Here is a 17,151-nt window from a genome sequence, read left to right as displayed (position 1 = left end):
GATCCCGGCGCACGGGGGCCGCCCCCGCGGTCGGGGAGCGCGCGCGGGCCCCGGCCCCCCGTGTGGCCGCGTGGAGGGGCGGCGGGGTGCGGTGGCCGCGCGGCCTCGTCCGCGCCGAACGCGCCGAACGCGCCGAGCGCCCCGCGCAGTGGCACGGTCCCGGCCGGCCGAGGGATCCGTGGTGCGCGCCGGCGGGGACGACGGGGCGGGTGCGCAGCGTGCTGGTGGTGGTGCGCGGGCCCGGCGGTGCCGGGAGCGTCGGGCATCGCCGCGCGGCGGCGCGCCGTCCCTCGGGCGGGGCCGGGCGGTCGTGGGGCGGGACGTGCCGCGTCGTACCGTGCTGCGGGAGCGCGACGCGGCCGGGGCGGCGGACACCGGCCTGCTCGGCCTGGTCGCGCGTCACGCCCCGGACGACGGTTTCCACGTGGCCGTCGAGGGCGTCCCGGGTGCCGCGGGCCGCCGCGGGCGCGGCTTCCCGTCCTCCCCGGACGTCGGCTTCGGGGAGAGGGTGCGCCGGGCCGGCCGTCCCCGGGCCGCCGGGTTCTCCCCCGCCGGGCCGGCCCGCCCGGTAGCGGCCCCGTGATCTGCCCCGGGCGTCCCGGACGCGTCGTCGGCCGGGACAGCACGCCGGAGCAGGGCGTGCGGCGGCTCCGCGGGCCCGGTCCGGCCGGTGGGCGGGGTGGGCGTCGCAGCGGAGGGGGTGGCTCCGCTGCGAGCGCTTCTCACGCGGTGTGGTGCAGGTCCTTCGCGTAGAACTCGATGGCCCGGCGGTAGCGCCGCACGTCCGGGTCCTCGCTCGTGGTGGCGAGCAGGTCCAGCAGCAGGCTCATCGCGCCGTGGTGGTCGCCGACGTTGAACAGGGCCATGCCGAGGAAGGTCCGCAGGGCGCCGTCGTGCGGGTGGCGGCGCACGCCGTCGCGCAGGGTGTCGACCGCCTCGGGGTAGCGGCCGAGGACGCGGTAGGTGCTGCCCAGGCCGAGGAGGGCGCCGCGGTGGTCCTCCTCCGACAGGCCGGTGCCGGCGAGGCTGCGTTCGTAGAAGGCGACGGCCTCGGCCTCCAGGCCCATCCGGTCGTGGACCGATGCGGTGATGTAGGCGATTTCGGCGTCGTGCGGGAAGCGCGCGGACAGCTCCAGCAGCCGGGCGCGGGCTTCCTCGAAGCGCTCCTCGTCGCGCAGCCGGGCGACTTCCGACAGGGCGTCTTCCTTGGTCTGTGTGCTCATGCGCACATCGTCGCAGAGCGCCGGGGCGGCTTCTCACCGGCCGGGAAGGCGGGGGGAACGAAAGGGGAAGCGTCGTTTCGATACTCGGCGCAGTTGCCGTGAGCGGGAAGGGGCGGACCCATGGGCGGGGTGCCGGGCGCGGTGTCGGGCGGGGTGTCGGGCGCGCAGCGGGTGCTGGTGGTGGAACCGTCGCCGGAGCTGCTGCGCCGGGCGGCGCGCGCCGGGTTCCTCGTGTGGTCGCTCGCGGACCGCGGGCGGCGCGGCGGCGCGCACCTGCGGGAGGTGGCCGGGCGTTCGCGGGGCCTGCTGCTGGTCGACACCGGTGACGCGCCGGCCGTGCGGGGCGCGGTGGCGTGCGCCGTGCGGGAGCACGGGATCGCGCACGTGCTGAACCTGGGAGGGGTGCGCACCGCCGGGCCGGTGTTCGCGGCGGCCCAGGACGCGGGGGTGGCGGTCAACCCGGCGCACACGGTGGAGGTGCTCACCGACCGCGGGGCGCTGCGGGCGCTGCTGAGCCCCCATCCGCGGCTGCGGGTGCGGGCCAGGCGGGCGTACGGCGGCGCCGGGGTCGAGCGGGCCGTCGCCGGTTTCGGCGGGCAGGCGGTCGTCGTCAGGTCCGCCCGGCCGGGCGGGCCGCGCCGGGCCGAACTGCTGCGCGGGCAGCGGGAGGTGGGCCGGTGGCGGCTCGGGCAGGGCGGCGGCGGGCAGGAGCCGTTCGTCGTCGAGGAGTACCTGCCGGGCCCGCAGTACGCGGTGGAGACGCTCAGCGTGGACGGGATGCACCAGGTCCTCGGCATCATCGCGCTCGAAACGACGGGCCCGCCGCACTTCGTGACGACCACGCACCTGTACCCCGCTCCGCTGGCCGGCCGTGACGAGGCGGCGATCCGCTCCGCGGTGTGCGCGGTGCTGGACCTCGCGGGGTTCGAGAACGGGGCGGTGCGCACGACGGTGGTGCACGGCCCCGGGGGCACACCGCGGGTCCTGGCCTGCCGGCCCGGGCTCGACCGCGCGGACCACGCGGCGCGGCTGGTGCGGCTGGCCGGCGGCGCCGATCTGGAGGAGGCGGCGCTGCGGGCGCTCACCGGCGAGGTGCCGGCTGCCGTGCCGGCGGGGCGCAGCGCGGTGGTCGGTCTCGTGTGCGGGCCGCCCGGGGACGGTGCCGGGGACGGTGCCGGGGGCGGGTTCGACGGGGGCGGGTTCGGTGCGGGTGTGCTGGCCGGGGTGCGGGAACTGCCGTGCGTGGCCGGGGTGGAGGTGGCGGGGCGGGGGGTGTCGCCCGGCTGTGCGGCGCACGGGCACGGCCTGGTGGCGGTGGTGGGTGCGGGTGCGCGCCAGGCGCTGGGGCATCTGGCGGCCGCCCGGGCGCGGCTGGCGGGGGTGGGCCGGGAGGTGACCTGAGGGTGCGCCCGCTCCTGGCGGGGCCGGCCGCGGGCCGGGAAGTGACGATGCAGACAGTCGACGAGAACAGCCGCGCCTCATCGCGCGCAGGACGGACGACACGTGGACATTCGCCAGCTCACGACCTTTCACCGCGCTGCCACGCTGCTGAGTTTCAGCGGCGCGGCGGCCGAACTCAATTACGCGCAGTCGACCGTGACCGGGCAGATCAGGGCGTTGGAGAACTCGGTGGGGGTGGCCCTGTTCGAGCGGCTCGCCGGGCGCAGGGTGCGGCTCACCCTGGCCGGTGAACGGCTGCTGCCGTTCGCCGAGCGGCTGCTGTCGCTGGCCGACGAGGCGCTCGTCGCCGCGGCCGGTCCCCGGGAGCCGTCGGGGCGCCTGGCGGTGGGGGTCATGGACTCGCTCGCCGCCTACCGCCTGGCGCCGCTCTTCGAGTACTTCCGCCACCGCTACCCGCGGCTGCACCTCGCCCCGCAGATCGCCACCGGTTCCCAGATCCTGCACGACCTGCGCGAGGGCAGGGTCGACCTCGGCCTGCTGACCTGCGAGCGGGTGCGCCACGAGGGGCTGGAGAGCGAGGTGCTGGGCCCCGAGCCCCTGGTGGCGGTCGTCAGCCCCGGTCACGACCTGGCGCGCCGGGCCCGGATCACCGGCGCGGACCTGCGGGAGGTGCCGGTCCTCGCCCCGGAATCGGGCAGCGGGCGCCGGCACCCGGGGGGTGCGGGTGTGCGGGGCCCGGCGCGCGGGCCGGGGGCGGCGGTGGCGGTGCTGGAGTGCGGGAGCGCGCAGGAGACCAAGCGGTGGGCGGCGGCCGGGCTCGTCGTCGGGCTGCTGCCGAGGGTGTCGGTGGAGGCGGACCTCGCGGCGGGCAGGCTGGCGGCGCTGGCCTGGCGCCCGCCCGTGGAGGTCCACACCCAGCTCGTGCGGCGCCCGCGCACCCCCCTGACCCGGGAGATGCGGCTGTTCATCGAGCAGGTCAGCGCCTTCCTGCTCCAGGAACAGGACCTGGCCGCGGCCTGAGCGGGTGCCGGAATTCCCGCCCGAATTCCCGGGGGCCATCGCAATGTCCGATGGCCCGGCTTCGGAACAGCGAATGAGTGGTTCGTTGACCACCCGGTGCGGCGGCTGGTGGAATTCATTCAACAGCGCGGGCCGCCGGAAAAAGGGCGGGAAACCGCAACCGCACCCGGGAAGAAGGAGTCGACCATGAACAGCAACGCGATCACGACCACCGAGGCCCGTCAGATGCTGGACGGCCTGTACGCCGGCGGCGCCCAGTTCGACGCCGACTGGAGCGCGGTGGGCGACGAGACCCTGGCCAAGCTGCGCGAGGCCGCGGCCTCCGGCGACGAGGCGCTGCAGACCCTGCTGACGAACCTGGCGTTCAACAAGTTCGTGGACGCCGACCAGGCCACCCGCCTGTCCGCCTCGCTGGGCGGCATCAAGCAGGCCGCCGTCATGGAGGTCTTCGACGAGCTGCCCACCACCTCCCTGGAGGACCTGCGCGCCGCCGCCGAGGCCGCCGGGTACGAGGTCGAGATCCTCGGCTGACCCGCGGCGCACGCCACGGCACCGGCTCGGCCCCGGGGGCGCCGCACGGCGCCCCCGGGCCGGCCCGGCCCGCCCCTCCCGGCCGGCCACCCCCGGCACCGGGAAAGAAAAAGGGAAAGAAAAAGGGAAGGAAGAGGACTGTTGTGAACGAGTCGTTCTCCATCGACGGACTGTGCTGGCGAAAGAACTGGCGGATCGAGAACGGGAACGATTCCTATGTCGTCCCCTTTCCGACCCTGCGGCCGGTGACGCTGGTCTTCCACGGTGAAACGGAATTCAGCTACGGACACTACGGGATCCACCTGGGGCAGGCCGACGTCCTGACGTTCCTGGGCCCCGGCACCGGCACGATCACCGGGCACTTCATCGACTGCCGCGAGGGCTCGCCCACCGCCGGCATGCGCGAGCGGCACACCTGGTCGCCCGGCTCGCAGCGGGCGCTGTACATCCCGCCAGGGGTGGCGCACACCTTCGACGGCCTGGAGTTCGTCAACACCGTCAACACCTACGAGCTGTTCCTGCCCGACCCGGAGCAGTGGGTGCGCGGCACCCTCGACTGGCAGCCGGACGCGGACATCATCAACCTGCCGCTGAACGTCACCGACGAGGAACTCCCCCTCTACCGGCCCAACACGCACCCCGCGAGCGAGCTGTGGTACGACCTGGTCGCCGCCCAGCAGAGGGACGTCATCCCCAAGGTGTCCTACGAGTACCCCATCACCCGGGACGTGCGCCTGGCGGACGGCACCGTGCGCCGCGTCGAGCTGCGCAAGATGCTCCCCAAGAACGAGAAGAAGAACTGGGAGTCGCTGGACAGCGTGTTCGGCCTCGGCTGGGTGCGCCACCCGGTCATCTCCAGCGGCCCCGAGTCCGGGTTCTCGGCGCTGCTCGACCGCCACCCGCTGTACTTCATCGACCACGGCGAGACCTCGTACACGCACGACGCGTACGGCATCCACCTCGGGCAGGAGGACCGGCTGACGTTCGTCGGCCCCCGCGACCAGGAGGTGACCCTGCACCTCATCGACACCCGGGTCGACTCCCCCACCTACGGCGCCGACGTCACCCACACGTTCTTCCCCGACCCGGAACGCTACCTGGTGATCCCCCCCGGGGTGGGCCACGCCTTCGAGCACCTGGAGAACGTCTACACCCTGAACCGGCCGCGCACCCTGCTGCCCGCCGACGGCAGCCCGTACCTGCCGGGCAACGACGTCACCGACTGGCCGCTCGCCCGGCGCCCGCTGCCGGCGCTGCGCGCCAACACCGTGCCCGCCGGGCCGCAGTACTACGAGGAGCGCGTCGCCGACCAGCAGCAGCTGCGCGCCATGCCCGTCACCCACGCCACCCCCGCCGTGATGATGATCAAGCGCGAGGACGGCTCGCAGGTCCGCGTCGCGCTGCGCAGGAAGGTCCCCGCCGCCTGACGGCACCCGAGCACGCCGCGGGCGTGGGCGCGAGAGGCGCTCACGCCCGCGGCGCAGCCCGTCCCCCCGCACCCCCGCACCCCCTCTCCCCCGGCCCTGCGCGGCCGTCCCCGGCCCTTTCAGGAGTGAGGAACCCCCAGATGTCGGCCCTGTCCCGGTCCACGGCCCCGCTGCGGCACCGCAACTACCGTCTGCTCTTCCTGTCGTTCGTCGTCAGCATGCTGGGCGACGGCGTCTGGCTGGTCGCCCTGCCGTGGGTGGCGATGGAACTGGGCGGCACCAGCTCCGACCTGTCGATGGTCGTGGGCGCCGAGGCGGCGGGCCTGATCTCGTGCGTCCTGATCGGCGGCGCGCTCGCCGACCGCTTCCCCCGCAAGGCCGTGATCGCCTGGTCCTTCGCCGCCGCGTGCGCCACGCTCGGCGCGCTCGGCGCCGTCCACGCGCTGGGCCGGGTGGAGATCTGGCACCTCGTGACGGCGGCGTTCGTCCTGGGCGCCGCCGCCGCGATCAGCGGGCCGGCCGCCGACGCCGCGACCCCCGACCTCGTGCCCGACAAGGACCTCCACGCGGCCAACGCCCTGGAGTCGATCGTGCGTTCCCTGGCCGTGCGCATGATCGGCCCCGCCGTCGGCGGCCTGCTCATCTCGCTGTTCGACGCCCTCAGCATCATCCTGGTGAACGCGGCCAGCTTCGGCGTCGCGCTGGCATGCGTCGCCGCGATCCGCACCGACACCCGCACCGGTGCGGAGGCGGAGGCCGGTGCGGGGGCGGGCACGGCGGGCGGGGCGGCGGACACCCCCGCGCCCGTACAGGACGGCGCCCCGGTCCCCTACCGCCAGGCCCTGCGCTACCTGGGCGGCGAGCGCTGGCTGTGGGTGCTGATCGTCTGGTCCGGCCTGGTGCTGCTGCTCCAGTCGGGCCCGCGCCAGGTCCTCATGCCGTTCCTGATCCACAACGACATGGGCGGCGACGCCCGCGACTACGGGCTGCTCATCGCCGTCACCGGCATCGCCGCCGTCGTGGCCTCCTTCCTCGTCGGCTCCCGCACCCCGCCGCGCACCTACCCCCGCTGGATGCTGCTGGCCTGGACCGCGGGGGCCGCCCCGCTGGCCCTGATGGTCTTCCTGCCCTCCTTCTGGATGCTGCTGCCCCTGGGCGCCGTCTACGGGTTCTGCTCCACCGTCGGCAACGTGTACTGGTCCACCCTCGTGCAGTCCTCGGTCCCGAGCGCCGTCAGGGGACGGGTCATCAGCATCGACTGGCTCGGATCGCTGGCCCTGGTCCCGCTGTCCGCGCTGCTCGCCGGCGTCAGCGCCGGACGGGCCTTCACCGTCTGGCTGTTCGTCCTGGGCGGCGTGCTCCCCGTCCTGCTCACCCTCGCCACCCTGCGCTGGGTCGTCCTGCCGGGATCCGCCGCCGCCACCGCGCAGCAGACCCACGACGACGACACCGCCACCGCCACCGGCAGCGGCAGCGGCAGCGGGGGCCCGGACACCCCCGCGACGGACCGCGCCGGTGCGGACCTCGGCGCGGCGCCCGAGCCCGCGCCGGCCGCACTGTCCTGAACGCCCGCCCCCCCGGCGCCCCCCCCCCCCGGGGCGGGGCGCCGTGCGGGGGCGAGGAAGGGATGAGGAGCGATTCGGGAACGCCCCGCCCCAGGATCGAATCCGCCGGAAGACCCCGGCGCAGCGAGGACAAAAGGGGTGGGACATGCGCAGCAGGGCAGTCGTGGTGGCGGGGCTCGTGGTCCTGACGGTCACGTTCGCCGGCGACAGGGTCGCCCCGCCGGTTCCGGCGCCCGGGCAGCGCACCGCCGTGGTGGTGGCGGGTGACGAGGGGCCTTCGACGCCCAAGCCCGTGCACCCGGGGGCGGGGGGCACGGTCTAGGGGCAGGCGCCCGCGGCCCCGGCTCCGGGCCCGCGGGTTCCCGCGATCCCTGCGGGCCGGGGCCGGTTCGGGTGGTTGTCAGCAGTGCCGGGTGGCGGGCATGCCGATCTCCTCGAACAGCCGGCGGGCGCGGCGCAGGTACGCGTCGGCGGCGGCGTCCTGTCCGAGGTCGGCGCAGGCGCGGGCGAGGCCGGCCAGGGCGCCCGCCGATTCGACGCGGTAGCCGAGTGCCTCGCAGTGGGCCAGGGCGCTGGTGTGCAGGTGCCGGGCCCGGGTCGCGTCGCCGCTCCTGCGGTGGACCCGGGCGGCGATGTTCTCCACCTCGGCCTGGCGCAGGCGGGCGTCGCAGCGGGCGACCAGGTCCAGGGCGCGCTGCGCGCAGGCCAGGACGCCGGTGCGTTCGCCCAGCAGCTGGCGGGTCTCGGCGGTGTAGGCGAGGGCCAGGGCGTGGTTCTCCGCGCGGCGGGTCTCGTCCCCCAGGGCCAGGGCCTGCTGGAGGCTGTCGAGGGCGCCGGCGGGGTCGTCGGTGCACAGCCGGGTCGCCGCCAGTTCGATCAGGGCGATCTTCTCGTTGTCGCGGGCGCCGATCTGCCGGTTGAGGCGCACCGCGCGCAGGGCCGCGTCGGCGGCGTCGGGGAAGCGTTCCAGCCAGCGGTAGACGGAGCTGAGGTTGGTCCAGCTCTCGCCCTCGCCGACCTCGTCGCCGGTCTCCCGGCGCAGGACGACCGCCTGTTCGAGGAAGGACAGGGCGGTGGGGAGGTTGCCGAGGGCGCTGTGCAGCAGGCCCAGGCGGCCCACGCCGATCGCTTCCTGCTGGCGGTCGCCGCAGGCGCGGGAGATGTCGAGGGCCTCGACGGCGCAGGCGATGCCGTCGGTGAACTGCCCGCAGCGCCAGCGGGCGACGGCGAGGTTGTTCAGGCTCAGGCTCAGCAGGTGCGGGACGGCCAGGCGCCGGGCGGCGCGCACGGCGACGAGGCCCTGTTCGACCTGTTCCTCGACGCGGCTGCGCATGTAGAAGTAGAAGGCGAGGTTGCGCGACAGGTGCAGGATCTGGTGCGGGTCGGCGGTGTCGCCGTCCTGGTCCAGGCAGTAGCGGATCGCGTGGTGTTCGCGGTCGAACCAGGCGAGCGCGTCCTCGGGGGCGTTCCACGGGGGCAGTTGCGCCGCCGGCGGGCGGGGGCCGTCCTCGAAGCGCAGCCGGTCGGGGAACAGTGTCACGCAGGCGGCCTGCGTGGCGCTCAGGTAGTAGGACAGCAGCCGCCGCACCGCGCCCGCGCCCTCCCCCTCGCCGCCCTCCCCCTCGCCGTCGTCGCCGTCGCCGCTGTTGTCCCCGGCGTCGTCGTCCGTGGTGCTCAGGGAGCGTGCGAAGCTGCGCACCAGGTCGTGGATGCTGTAGAGGTCCTGGGTGTGCTGGAGCAGCAGGTGGGCGTCGAGGAGGTGTTCCAGGACGGCTTCGGCCTCGCGGGCGGGGATGGCGGCCAGGGCCGCGGTGGACCAGATGTCGATCTCCGCGGCGGGGTGGCGGCCCAGCAGGCGGAAGACGGTGCGCTGCTGGGCGTTCAGTGCCTGGTAGGACAGTTCGAGGGTGGCGGTGACGCTGCGCTGTCCGGCGCTGAGTTCGTCCAGGCGCCGGGTCTCCTGGCCGAGGCGTTCGACGAGGTGGCGCACCGACCAGCGGGGCCGGTTGCGCAGGCGGGAGGCGGTGATGCGCAGGGCCAGGGGCAGTTGCCCGCACAGTTCGCCGAGGCGGTCGACGGCTTCGGGTTCGGCTCCCGCGCGTTCGGCTCCCAGGGTGCGGGTGAGCAGGGCTCTGCTGTCCTCGGGGGCCAGCATGCCCAGGGAGAGCCATTCGGCGCTGTCCAGGTCCATCAGCCGGGCGCGGCTGGTGACCAGGACCAGGCAGCCGGGTGAGGCGGGCAGCAGCGGCAGCACCTGGGCGCTGTCGGCGGCGTTGTCCAGCAGGAGCAGGACGCGCCGCCCGGCCAGGGCCGCCCGCCAGGCGCGGGAGCGTTCCTCCACCCGGCCGGGCAGGTGGTCCTCGTGGGGGGCCAGGGTGCGCAGCAGGCTCTCCAGGGCGGCGGCGGGTTGCAGCGCTTCTTCGCCCGGGGTGAAGCCGCGCAGGTCGATGTGGAGCTGGCCGTCGGGGTAGTGGGGGGCGAGGCGGTGGGCGACGTGGACGGCGAGGGCGGTCTTGCCGATGCCGCCCATGCCGTCGAGTGCGATGACGCGGGTGCTGTCGTCGCTGTCGTGGCGGGCGCGTTCCAGCAGGTGGCGCACTTCGGTGTCGCGGCCGGTGAAGTCCGCCAGGTCGTAGGGCAGGGTGCGGATCGCGCGGGCGTGCGGGGCCGCATCGGGGTCGGGCGTGGGGGCGGGGGTGGGGGTGGGTTTCGCGGTGGGGGTGGGGGTGGGTGGTGGTGTGTCCAGGCCCGGGTCGGCGCGCAGGATCCGTTCGTAGAGGGCGGTCAGGGGCCCGCCGGGGTCGGTGCCGAGTTCCTCGGCGAGCAGGGCGCGTACCGTTCCGTACTCCTCCAGGGCCTCGGCGGCGCGTCCGGCCCGGTAGAGGGCCAGCATGAGGTGGCCGCGCAGGGTTTCGCGCAGCGGGTGGTCGCAGATCAGGGCCCGCAGGTCGCCGACGAGTTCGCCGCTGTCGCCGCGGGCCAGGCGCAGGTGGAAGTACTGTTCCGCGGCGGTCAGGCGCCGTTCGCTCCAGGCGGTGGCCGCGGCGTCGATCACCGGGCTGCCGCGTCCGGCCATGACCGGTCCGCGCCACAGGGCCAGTGCGCCGGACAGTGCGGTGAGCGCGTCCTCGGCGCGTTCGTGGGCGAGGGCCTGGCGGGCGGTGCGCAGGGCGTCGGTGAAGCGGGTCAGGTCCAGGGCGAAGGCGGCGGTGTCGGTGCGGTAGCCCGGGCCGTCGGTGACGATGACCGCGGCGCCGTCCGGCAGGCGCCGGCGCAGGTCGGAGACCGCTTTGCGGACCTGGTGCTCCGCGCTGGAGGGCGGCACCTCGCCCCAGGCCGCCTCGACGAGGCGGGCCACCGGCACCACCCGGCCGTTCTCCAGCAGGAGTGTCACCAGGACGCGTTCTTGGACCGGTCCGCCGAGCGGCAGCCGCCGCTCGCCGTGCCAGGCCTCCACCGTGCCCAGGACGAGAAAGTGAAGCGTCCGCTGTGCCCCCACCCGTTTCCCCCAATCCCCTTTCCAGGTGCCGGGCATCGGTTCGGCCCCGCCGTGTCACGATAGGCGGTCGACCTGTGCGGGCCCGCGGGTTCCAGTCTGGGGTCGTCCGCGAACGAGGGAAAGGGGCGCTTGGGCCGCGCCGCCAAGGGCCGCGGCGGGCCGGGCACGGAAGGAAAAAGGGGCGCGGAAGCCAACGGCGCGGCGGCCAACGGCCCGGGGGAAAGACGTGGCGGCCGACGGCGCGGAAGGAAAGGGCGCGGGGGCAGGCGCGCGGAGGGGGTGCGGGCCGGGCGGTGTTCCCGGGCGGCGGGGCGCGGGCCGGGCGGCGTGTGGGCGCGGGCCGGGCGGCGCCGGGGTGGGGTCGCGGGGGCGGTCAGGCGACGGTGGTGAAGGCGGCGTCGACGGCCAGGACGGCGAGGGCGCCGGCCTCGGCGGCGGGGCGCAGGTCGAACACGCCGGTGAAGGGTCCCGTCACCAGCAGCAGGACCTCCTGGGAGCGCAGCGCGCGCCACCATTCGCGCCCGGCCATGATCGAGGTGTCGAGCCAGGTCTCCCCGCTGGGGCGGTGCACGGTCAGGCGGGGTGCGGCGGCGGTGACGGACCAGCCCGGCGCGGGGCCGTCCTCGGGGAAGCCCGCCTGCCGTGACCAGCCTTCCTCGACCCGCAGGGGGCCGGCCACCGGGGCGGGCACCACCAGGACCGGGCGCCGGTCGGGCAGCAGTTCCGGCCAGGCGCCGTCGATGAGTCCCGCGTTGGTGGTGGTGATCTCCATGCCCCGCCCCTTGCCCCGCATTCCGTCCCGGCACACTCCCCGCCCCGGGCAGCGTCCATCATCCCCCACTTCGCCGCCCGTGTCCCGGGTTGCCGCCAACCGCACGGGCACCTGCGGGCAGGGCCGCCTCGGGCCGAACACCCGTTCGTGGAAGTGGCGTTGACGGCCCTTCGGGGGCGAACGGGCGTTCGGGAACGGTGCCGTGGCGGGGCGGCGGGGCGCGGCGGGAAGGCGGTGGGGCGGGGTGGGGCCGGCCCGGGGTGGGGAGGGGTCGGCCCGGGGGCTGCCCGGCTCCGGGCCGTCCCCTCCCGTGGGTGTCAGCGGTTACCAGACCTTGTCGAACCGGAACAGGTCGGCCTGGAACTGCATCTGGACGATGTGGTCCCCCTCGCCGCCGCCCTGGACGACCAGCCAGCCGTTGCTGTTCTGGGCCTGGAAGGCGGTCAGGCCGGTGCCCGGGACGGTCTTGCCCCAGAACACCTCGCGCGCGTCCCAGTTGCACTCCTCGGTGATCAGCCAGACCCCGTCGCCGGCGGCGCCGCGGTCGATGGCCAGGCACCACCAGCGCATGTGGTCCTTGAACTTGTAGAACTTGGCGTTCGGGTCGTTGGGGTCCTGGCGGCTGCAGACCTGGAACTGCTGGTTGGCGGCGCCGTTCCAGCGGTACTGGACGATGGAGCCGTGGTCGTCGCGGCTCTTGGAGACGTCGAGCACCAGGTTCTCGTTGCTGCCGTACTTGGTGGGGGTGAAGATGCGGTACCCGCCGCCCTCGCAGCTGTAGCCGTCCATCGGGTCGGACGCCGAGGCGGCGGGAGCCGCGACGGTCATCAGCGCGGCGGCGGTGACGGTGGCGCCGAGGACGGCGCCGATGCGCCGGGCGGGGCTGTTCCTGTGCCGGGTCCTGGCCATGGTGTGTCCTTGCCTCCTGGTCGGTTCGCCTGACGGGGCCCGGGTCACGGGCAGATCTTGCGCTGGGCCGCCCACCGGACCGTGCCGGGGGGCATGTACTGCGTGCACTCCACCGTGCCCAGCTCGGCGTCGCCGAACGTGACGTAGCGGCCCTTGCCGGTCGAGCTGGAGTTGACCCAGTAGCCGGTGCCCGGGCCGGAGCGGGCGCACAGGTAGCGGGCCCACTCGCCGGAGACCTCCAGGACGCCGCGGTAGAGGCCGTAGTAGCCGGGCACGTTGATGTCGAAGCTCTGGGTGCGCTCGGTGGTGCGGGTGGTGCTGCGTTCGGTGGAGACCGAGAACCCGACCTTGACGCCGACCTCGGAGAGGGTGGACTTGTAGCTGGAGTTGAACTCGGTGTTGTTGTTGATGCTGGTGTTGATGGTGGTCTGCTCGCGCATCGTCTGGGTCTGGCGGCCGGTCGTTCCGGGGGCCACGTTGAACCCGATGAACTCGGTGATGACCGGTTTGACGGTGGCGGAGGTGATGTCGTCCCAGATCCTCTCGACGTCGGGGTTGCAGGCGGGGCCGGGCGGCGGTGTGGCGTGGGCCGGTACGGCGCCCAGTCCGAGGCCGGCGAGCGTCAGGGCCGCGGCGAGGGCGGTGGCCGGCGCGGCGCGCCGGCGCCTGCGGGCGGGGGCGGGGGTGGGGGTGGGTGAGGTGCTCACGAGGGTCTCCCTGCGGTTAGGGGGAACGGTCCGCTGCGAACTACCGGAAATCCTCGGCCACGGCGCGGCGGGCTTTCCATCCCACGTTCCTGAGGGGCGTTTGTGGCGGAGCACGGGCAAACGGCGGGGGCGCTCGCGGGCGCCCGGGCCGGCGGGCCGGGCCGGGCCCGGCCTGGGGCGGAGCCCGGGCGGGGGGCCGGGCGGGAGGCCGGGGGCGGGGCCGGGCAGGGGGCCGGGCGGGGTGTTCAGCCGGTGTCGGCGAGGGTGCGGTAGGCGTAGGCGGCGGACATCAGGGTCATGTAGTGGTGCCAGCCCGGGTAGGAGCGGCCCTCGAAGTCCTGAAGGCCGAAGTCCTGGGTCAGTTCGCGTACCGCCTCGCCGGTGCCGGCGTGACAGGAGACGAGGGCGAGGAGGTCCTCGGGGCGCCGGCGCACCAGGTTGGTGATCCACACGACGGTGGGGTAGCGCGGGTCGGTGAACAGGCGGTAGGTCTCGCGGGCGCGGGCCCCGGCGGCGGAGGGCAGGCGTACCAGGGTGTGGCGCACGCCCGGTGGGGAGACGCAGGCGGCGGCGGGCAGGTCGCGTCCGGTCTCGTCGAGCGGCAGGACCGCGAACACGCCGGGCACGGCGAGCACGAAGTCGTGGCAGTGGTGGGTCAGCAGGCGCAGCAGGCCGGCGGTCTCCTTGCTGTCGCGCAGGTCGGCGACGATGGGGGCGGGGGCGATGCCGGAGCGTTTGAGGCGTTCGACCATGTCGAAGGTGTCGGCCCAGATCGGCTGGCCGGGGGCGTCGCGGGGCACGCGGGCGCGTCGGCGCAGGCTCGGCAGGGACCATTCCTGGGGCAGGTGCAGGCGCCAGTCGACGGGGACGGCGGCGGTGGGGCCGGCCAGGAACAGGCCGGTGCCGACCTGGCAGTTGACGGTGCGTCCGAGCTGGGGGACGAAGCGCCGGTGCACTCCGCAGGAGTGGTCCCCGCGTTTGGGCACGACGGTGGTGACCACCGTCCACGCCCGTGGGCGCAGGTGGGCCTCGGCCCAGCGGGCCAGTTCGCGGCGTACCGGTTCCCAGGGCCAGGGGCTGGAGTTGACGAACTGCTGCAGGGACTGCGAGGCGGTCGGGGAGTCGGTGACGGCGGCGGCCAGGTGGCGGACCGTCTTCTTGCCCGGTGCGGTGAGCAGTCCGTGGAGGTAGGCGTGGCCGCGGCGGCGCTGGTCGGCGCGCTGCAGGTGGACGAACAGGACGTCCGCGAAGGCGGACAGCCGGTCGGTGGGATGTGGCGGAACAGTGGCAACAGGGCAGTGCGGCAGCATTGGTACCCTTCCCCCTCGAAGCACGTCTCCTGCCGCCAAGAATAATTGAGCTGACGATGTTTCCGGAGTCCAGGAACCGGACAAAGAACACCCGGTCAAATCGACGTCATATCGAGGTCAAGACGCCGGATGCAGGGGGAATCGGCCAGCAGCGGATTCCGGGATTCCCAATCCGATGTGGCCGCTCTGCGTCCGCGGCACCGTGTTGCTGGTTCACTCAGCACACGAGGCGGTTGCTCTTCGCGCCGTCCTCCCGGTACCCGCCGCGACGGCGGCGCTCGCCTCGCAGAATTCCCATCCGCCCGACCGTGCGACCGCCCAATGCCCCTCGGAGTCATCAGATGCAGGAACGAGCAGTGCGAACCCGAATCGCCCTGGTACACGCAGCCGCCGCGGAGTTCGACCGGCACGGCTATGCGGGCACGTCCATGCTGCAGGTGTGCAAAGCGGCGGGCATCACCACCGGTGCGCTCACCTTCCACTTCGGTTCCAAGGGTGAACTGGCGGACGCCGTGCAGGATCTGGGGCGCAGTGCCGTTCGCGCCGCGGTGGAGCGGGTGACGGCGCGCCCGGCTCCGGCGCTGGATCTGATCGTGGAGCTGACGATGCGTCTGGCGGGGTTGCTGGAGGACGACATCGCGGTGCGTTCGGCCGCGCGGCTCACGCGGGAGCGTCCCGAGGGGCGGCTGAGCCTGTCGGCGTCGTGGCTGCCGACGGTCAGCCGGCTGGCCGACCACGCGCACCACGCGGGTCAGTTGCGGGTCGGTACCTCGCCGGCGGCGCTGGCGGCGCTGGTGTCCTACCTGCTCACGGGGGCCGAGGACCGGACGCGGGCGGCGCTGGGGGGCACGGGGCGTCCGGACGCCGTGCAGCAGGTGCAGCAGATCTGGGGGATCGCGTTGCCGGGGATCTGCGCCGAGCGCGGGGTGTGAGCGCGGGCGCCCGGGCAAGGCCTGCGGGCGCGGGCCGCAGGGCGCCGGGCGGCTGAACCCGGGGGCCGGGAGGCCGGGTTGCGGACACGGGCCGGGGGCCGGGCGCCGGGTGCGGCCGGGGGCCGGGTGGCCGGGCGCCGGGTGCGGGCGGGTCGGGGCGGGTGGATGCGGGGCGGGCGGCGCCCGGGGGGCGGGTGCGCGGGGCGGGCGGGGCCCGGGCGGGGGCGGGCGCAACGCGCGGAGAACCGTGTGGCCGGCGGGACCCGAGCGCCCGCGCACGACCCCTGCGCATTGCCGTGGCCGCAATGGCGCCGCACCCCCGGGCGCGGGCCCGGAAAATGCGCGCGATGACCCAAAGTGGACGACGAGTGTCACGTCCTCGTCTCGTCCCCGCCTGCCGCGGCGGCGAGGATTCCATTCACCACGAACTCGCGACCAGCGCGTCCGGCTGACTAATCCTCAGCCCTGTCCGGCATGCCTGCATTCATTTATCCAGGAGGATTCCATGGCGAAAGCCGAACGCATGGACGTGGTCATCGTCGGTGGCGGGATCGCCGGATCCGCGCTCGCCGCCGCCCTGGCCGGCGACGGCCTCGATGTGCTGCTCCTGGAGCGGCAGGCCGTCTACCGGGACAAGGTCCGCGGCGAGGTGATCAACTGCTGGGGTGTCGCCGAACTCCTCGAACTCGGCCTGGAGGAGTGCATTCTCAAGGCCGGCGGCACCTACGTCGACCGGTTCATCGGATTCGACGAAATCGTCACCCCCGAAACCGCCCGCGCCAACGCCCTGCACCTGGACCGGCTGCTCCCGGGAATCCGCGGCGTCCTGGACGTCGGCCACCCGCAGGCCTGCGAGGCACTGTCGCAGGCCGCCCGCCAGGCCGGGGCCACCGTCGTCAAGGGCGTGGGCGACGTCATCGTCAGCGCCGGCGCGCACCCTGGCGTGCGCTACGAGTACAACGACCAGGAGTACGAGGTGGACTGCCGCCTGGTGGCGGGCGCCGACGGGCGGATGTCGACCGTGCGCCGCCAGCTGGGCCTGGGCCTCACCCAGACCCCGGCGAACTCGCTGGGCGGCGGCATGCTGGTGGAGGACCTGCACGCCTGGCCGGTGAACGTCACCTCCGTGGGCACCGAGGGCGACGTGCTGTACTTCGTCTTCCCCCGCGAGGGCGGACGGGCCCGGCTGTACCTGCTGCACGACGTCGCCCAGAAGGGCCGCTTCTCCGGCCCCGAGCGCCACAGCGACTTCCTGCGGGCCTTCCGGCTCGACTGCCTGCCCGACAACGAGATGTTCGCCTCCTGCACCCCGAGCGCGGTCTGCGCGTTCTACCCGATGAACGACGCGTGGGCGGACGCGCCCAGCGCACCGGGCGCCGTGCTGCTCGGGGACGCGGCCGGATGGACCGACCCGGTCATCGGCCAGGGCCTGTCCATCGCACTGCGCGACGCGCGCATGGTGCGCGACGCGCTGCGCGCCTCGCCCTCCTGGGGGCCGGGCACCTTCGAGCCCTACACCCGCGAACGCGAGATCCGCATGCACCGCCTGCGGATCTCCGCCTCGGTGCGCACCATGATGAACCTGACCTTCACCCCCCGCGGCGTGGCCCGCCGCCGCGCCTACGCCGAGGTGTGGCCCACCGACCCGCTGCTGGCGGGCTCGCGCCTGGCCACCTTCAAGGGCCCCTTCCACGTGCCCGCCGAGTCCTTCGAACCCGAGGTCATCGAGCGCCTCTTCGCCCTGGGATGACCCGCCCCCCGGGCGGCCCCGGCACCCCCGTGCCGCGGCGCACCCGGGCACCGCGCCGGCCCTCCTTGCGGGCGCGGGACGCGCAGCACTCACGAGAGGAGACAC

15 protein-coding genes are annotated in these 17,151 nt (G+C 74.7%); 9 read left to right on the top strand and 6 right to left on the bottom strand.

The window, feature by feature from the left end; all coding sequences use genetic code 11:
* Positions 1–322 precede the first annotated feature (322 nt).
* Positions 323–583: a hypothetical protein gene (locus tag ACFXAM_RS10670; RefSeq protein ID WP_380289563.1), complete on the top strand. Its 261-nt coding sequence runs from the start codon at positions 323–325 to the stop codon at positions 581–583.
* A 139-nt stretch (positions 584–722) separates the two neighbouring features.
* On the opposite strand, the gene ACFXAM_RS10665 is transcribed toward ACFXAM_RS10670, so the two are convergent.
* On the bottom strand, positions 723–1,223 hold the full coding sequence (locus ACFXAM_RS10665) for a tetratricopeptide repeat protein (protein WP_380289561.1): 501 nt from the start codon (positions 1,221–1,223) through the stop codon (positions 723–725).
* Between the two features lie 120 nt (positions 1,224–1,343).
* On the opposite strand from ACFXAM_RS10665, the gene ACFXAM_RS10660 reads away from it, so the two are divergent.
* From ACFXAM_RS10660 to ACFXAM_RS10635, 6 genes are all read left to right on the top strand, one after another.
* Positions 1,344–2,624 carry an acetyl-CoA carboxylase biotin carboxylase subunit family protein gene (locus ACFXAM_RS10660; protein WP_380289559.1) on the top strand — a complete coding sequence of 427 codons (1,281 nt, stop codon included), beginning with the start codon at positions 1,344–1,346 and terminating at the stop codon, positions 2,622–2,624.
* Between the two features lie 102 nt (positions 2,625–2,726).
* Positions 2,727–3,644 carry a LysR family transcriptional regulator gene (locus ACFXAM_RS10655; RefSeq protein WP_380289557.1) on the top strand — a complete coding sequence of 306 codons (918 nt, stop codon included), beginning with the start codon at positions 2,727–2,729 and terminating at the stop codon, positions 3,642–3,644.
* A 186-nt stretch (positions 3,645–3,830) separates the two neighbouring features.
* A complete protein-coding gene (locus tag ACFXAM_RS10650) occupies positions 3,831–4,175 on the top strand; it encodes a hypothetical protein (protein WP_380289555.1) in 345 nt (114 codons plus the stop codon).
* A 143-nt stretch (positions 4,176–4,318) separates the two neighbouring features.
* On the top strand, positions 4,319–5,602 hold the full coding sequence (locus ACFXAM_RS10645; protein WP_380289554.1) for a dTDP-4-dehydrorhamnose 3,5-epimerase family protein: 1,284 nt from the start codon (positions 4,319–4,321) through the stop codon (positions 5,600–5,602).
* A gap of 140 nt (positions 5,603–5,742) precedes the next feature.
* Positions 5,743–7,167, top strand: coding sequence for an MFS transporter (locus ACFXAM_RS10640; RefSeq protein ID WP_380289552.1), 1,425 nt, complete (start codon positions 5,743–5,745; stop codon positions 7,165–7,167).
* A 145-nt stretch (positions 7,168–7,312) separates the two neighbouring features.
* A complete protein-coding gene (locus tag ACFXAM_RS10635; protein WP_380289550.1) occupies positions 7,313–7,489 on the top strand; it encodes a hypothetical protein in 177 nt (58 codons plus the stop codon).
* A gap of 78 nt (positions 7,490–7,567) precedes the next feature.
* Here ACFXAM_RS10635 and ACFXAM_RS10630 read toward each other — a convergent pair whose 3' ends face one another.
* The 5 genes from ACFXAM_RS10630 to ACFXAM_RS10610 form a co-directional block, all read right to left on the bottom strand.
* On the bottom strand, positions 7,568–10,624 hold the full coding sequence (locus tag ACFXAM_RS10630) for a BTAD domain-containing putative transcriptional regulator (RefSeq protein ID WP_380289548.1): 3,057 nt from the start codon (positions 10,622–10,624) through the stop codon (positions 7,568–7,570).
* A gap of 415 nt (positions 10,625–11,039) precedes the next feature.
* Positions 11,040–11,438, bottom strand: coding sequence for a hypothetical protein (locus ACFXAM_RS10625; RefSeq protein ID WP_380289546.1), 399 nt, complete (start codon positions 11,436–11,438; stop codon positions 11,040–11,042).
* A 324-nt stretch (positions 11,439–11,762) separates the two neighbouring features.
* Positions 11,763–12,347: an RICIN domain-containing protein gene (locus ACFXAM_RS10620; protein ID WP_380289544.1), complete on the bottom strand. Its 585-nt coding sequence runs from the start codon at positions 12,345–12,347 to the stop codon at positions 11,763–11,765.
* 44 nt (positions 12,348–12,391) lie between these two features.
* On the bottom strand, positions 12,392–13,054 hold the full coding sequence (locus ACFXAM_RS10615) for a hypothetical protein (protein ID WP_380289542.1): 663 nt from the start codon (positions 13,052–13,054) through the stop codon (positions 12,392–12,394).
* Positions 13,055–13,299: 245 nt separating this feature from the next.
* Entirely contained in the window at positions 13,300–14,364 is a 1,065-nt protein-coding gene (locus tag ACFXAM_RS10610; RefSeq protein WP_380289540.1) for an IS701 family transposase, read from the bottom strand.
* Between the two features lie 356 nt (positions 14,365–14,720).
* On the opposite strand from ACFXAM_RS10610, the gene ACFXAM_RS10605 reads away from it, so the two are divergent.
* Positions 14,721–15,296 (top strand): TetR family transcriptional regulator, encoded by a 576-nt coding sequence (locus ACFXAM_RS10605; RefSeq protein WP_380289538.1) that lies wholly within the window; start codon positions 14,721–14,723, stop codon positions 15,294–15,296.
* Positions 15,297–15,801: 505 nt separating this feature from the next.
* On the top strand, positions 15,802–17,046 hold the full coding sequence (locus ACFXAM_RS10600) for an NAD(P)/FAD-dependent oxidoreductase (RefSeq protein WP_380289537.1): 1,245 nt from the start codon (positions 15,802–15,804) through the stop codon (positions 17,044–17,046).
* The last annotated feature ends 105 nt before the right edge of the window (positions 17,047–17,151 follow it).

It is taken from the genome of Kitasatospora sp. NPDC059462 (assembly GCF_042749955.1).
Taxonomy (GTDB): Bacteria; Actinomycetota; Actinomycetes; order Streptomycetales; family Streptomycetaceae; genus Kitasatospora.
Note: the sequence above shows the minus strand (reverse complement) of the source record. Positions and strands in the feature narration are given on the sequence as shown.